Origin of the sequence: Massilia frigida (genome assembly GCF_011682175.1) — a bacterium.
In the GTDB taxonomy this organism is placed as follows: Bacteria; Pseudomonadota; Gammaproteobacteria; order Burkholderiales; family Burkholderiaceae_D; genus Telluria_A; species Telluria_A frigida.
Window position 1 is genome coordinate 1 of sequence record NZ_WHJG01000104.1, and the last position, 2205, is coordinate 2205.

Annotated in this window: 1 protein-coding gene; it reads left to right on the plus strand. The window is 46.3% G+C overall.

Annotation, left to right across the window (positions count from 1 at the left end; genetic code table 11):
* Nucleotides 1-260 precede the first annotated feature (260 nt).
* Nucleotides 261-1643 carry an ATP-binding protein gene (locus tag F2P44_RS34105; RefSeq protein WP_167094497.1) on the plus strand — a complete coding sequence of 461 codons (1383 nt, stop codon included), beginning with the start codon at nucleotides 261-263 and terminating at the stop codon, nucleotides 1641-1643.
* Nucleotides 1644-2205: the final 562 nt, after the last annotated feature.

A 2205-nucleotide genomic window follows, 5' to 3' on the forward strand; every position in this document is an offset into this window, starting at 1 on the left:
GACAACCCCGCCGGTGACAACTCCACCGGTGACAACTCCACCGGTGACAACTCCACCGGTGACAACTCCACCGGTGACAACTCCACCGGTGACAACCCCACCGGTGACAACTCCGGTGACAACCCCACCCGCATAGACCTAGTGGTTGCGCGGCTATAATCTTGTGCAGCCGGTTATTTTCGCCAGATAGGATGTGGTACCCTGTACGATATAGAAAACGCTGGCCTAAACGAATTCATTTATCTTACTTCCCAGAAATTATGTCCATCCCTCTAAAAAAATTGAGTAACGAACAATATCAAGCGCTATTAACTATCGAAGAGTCGCATTTTAGCGATTTGAAAAGTATTGATGTAGCCCCTGGGAAACTTACCAATACAGTGTCTGCATTTTGCAATACTAGTGGGGGTGAGATATTCATTGGTATCGAAGAGTTGGAAGGAGAAAACGGTAAGCTCCGAATGTGGGATGGGTTTGTGGACCAGGAAGCAGCGAACGCTCATATACAAGTGATAGAACGGCTGTATCCTATTGGAAACCACTATGTGGCAGAGTTTTTAAAGTGCGATGGCGCACCTGGAGTTGTCCTTCATGTGACAGTTTTCAAAACCCAGGAAATAGTTTTTGCATCAAATGGAAAGGCCTACGTACGCCGGGGATCACAAAATCTTCCAGTTGATGCAGAGGGTGCACTTGATCGCTTGAAATACGATAAAGGTATTAAGTCTTTCGAAGACGAGTTAACGAACGCTCACATTGATGAGGTTGAAAATTCATTGATAACACTTGAATTCATCACAACTGTCGTACCTTCAACCGACCCAGCGCATTGGTTAAAAAAACAACGCGTATTAATTGGGGAGCGCCTTTCCGTTGCAGGAGTATTACTCTACAGTGATCTTCCACAAGCAACTCTTCCCAAAAGATCTGCAATCAAAATTTTGAGGTACCAAACAAAGGACGAAGGTGAACGCGATTTTCTAGCGTTTGATCCATTAACAGTAGAGGGGCCTATCTATTCGCTCGTTTATGACGCAGTTGATCAGTGCAAGACATTGATTGAAGAAATAAAAAAATTAGGCCCGAATGGATTGGAAAAAATCATTTACCCAGAAGAAGCTTTGCATGAGGTTCTCACAAATGCGGTATTGCATCGCGATTATAGTATTGCTGCGGATGTCCAAGTAAGAATTTTTGATAACCGGATTGAAATTGAAAGTCCTGGTAGGCTGCCTGGTCACGTCACAGTTGAGTTAATCACAAAAACTCAGTTCGCGCGCAATCCAAAATTGGTGCGCTTAGTAAATAAATTTAAGAATCCTCCCAATAAGGATGTTGGTGAGGGCCTAAGAACTACGTTCGAAGCCATGGATAAACTGCGTTTGAAGAAGCCGATAATTGAAGAAAAGGAAAATTCTGTTATCGTTATACTTCGCCACGAAAGCCTGGGGTCTCCTGAGCAACTCGTTATGGAATACCTCAGGAGTAATGCCGAAATATCCAACGCCACCGGCCGAGAGATTACTGGTATTAAGTCCGAAAACACGATGAAAGAGGTTTTTTACAGACTTCGTGATCGTGATCAGTTGGAGCAAGTGCCAGGACGAAATGGAAACAAAGCTGCTTGGCAGATAAAAAAGTGATCTAAGTGCCTTCTCTGAAATAGATGTAAATTTTGGCGAGCAACGCCGCAGCAGCTGAAAATAATGGAAGGCCCGCGCTCGCGTGATCCGCAAATGAGCTTGCAAGCAATGGCGCAGGCTTGCATTCCATGGCGGCGTACTCGCGCCAACTGCAAGCATCGAAAGCCATGAATATCGTTTCGTTGGGTCTAAACAATCGTGCGACGATGTCTCGAATGTGCCATATCAATTCATTTGAGACGCGAAAACGTCTTGATGGCAGCACCTCGCATGGGTGTACCTGTACGGTACACTCGGCCACTGGGAACTTCCGCTTTCGGCAACAGCGGCCTAGGGGAGGCTGCCCACGTTCGCCGTCGAGTACAAGCAGCAGAGATTGGCCAGCAGCGGACATCTCGCTCAGCGCTTGAAGAAGGTCGTTCGCCTCCAATGCACTAGAGCCAATTGCAAAACGATTTTTCTGAACTGGCCGGCATCACGGGAGCGCGACTTTCCATCGCATTTTCGTGATGCTGGACGAATTCTGGTCGGTTATGGTGGCGGAATCATGGTTAATCTCATT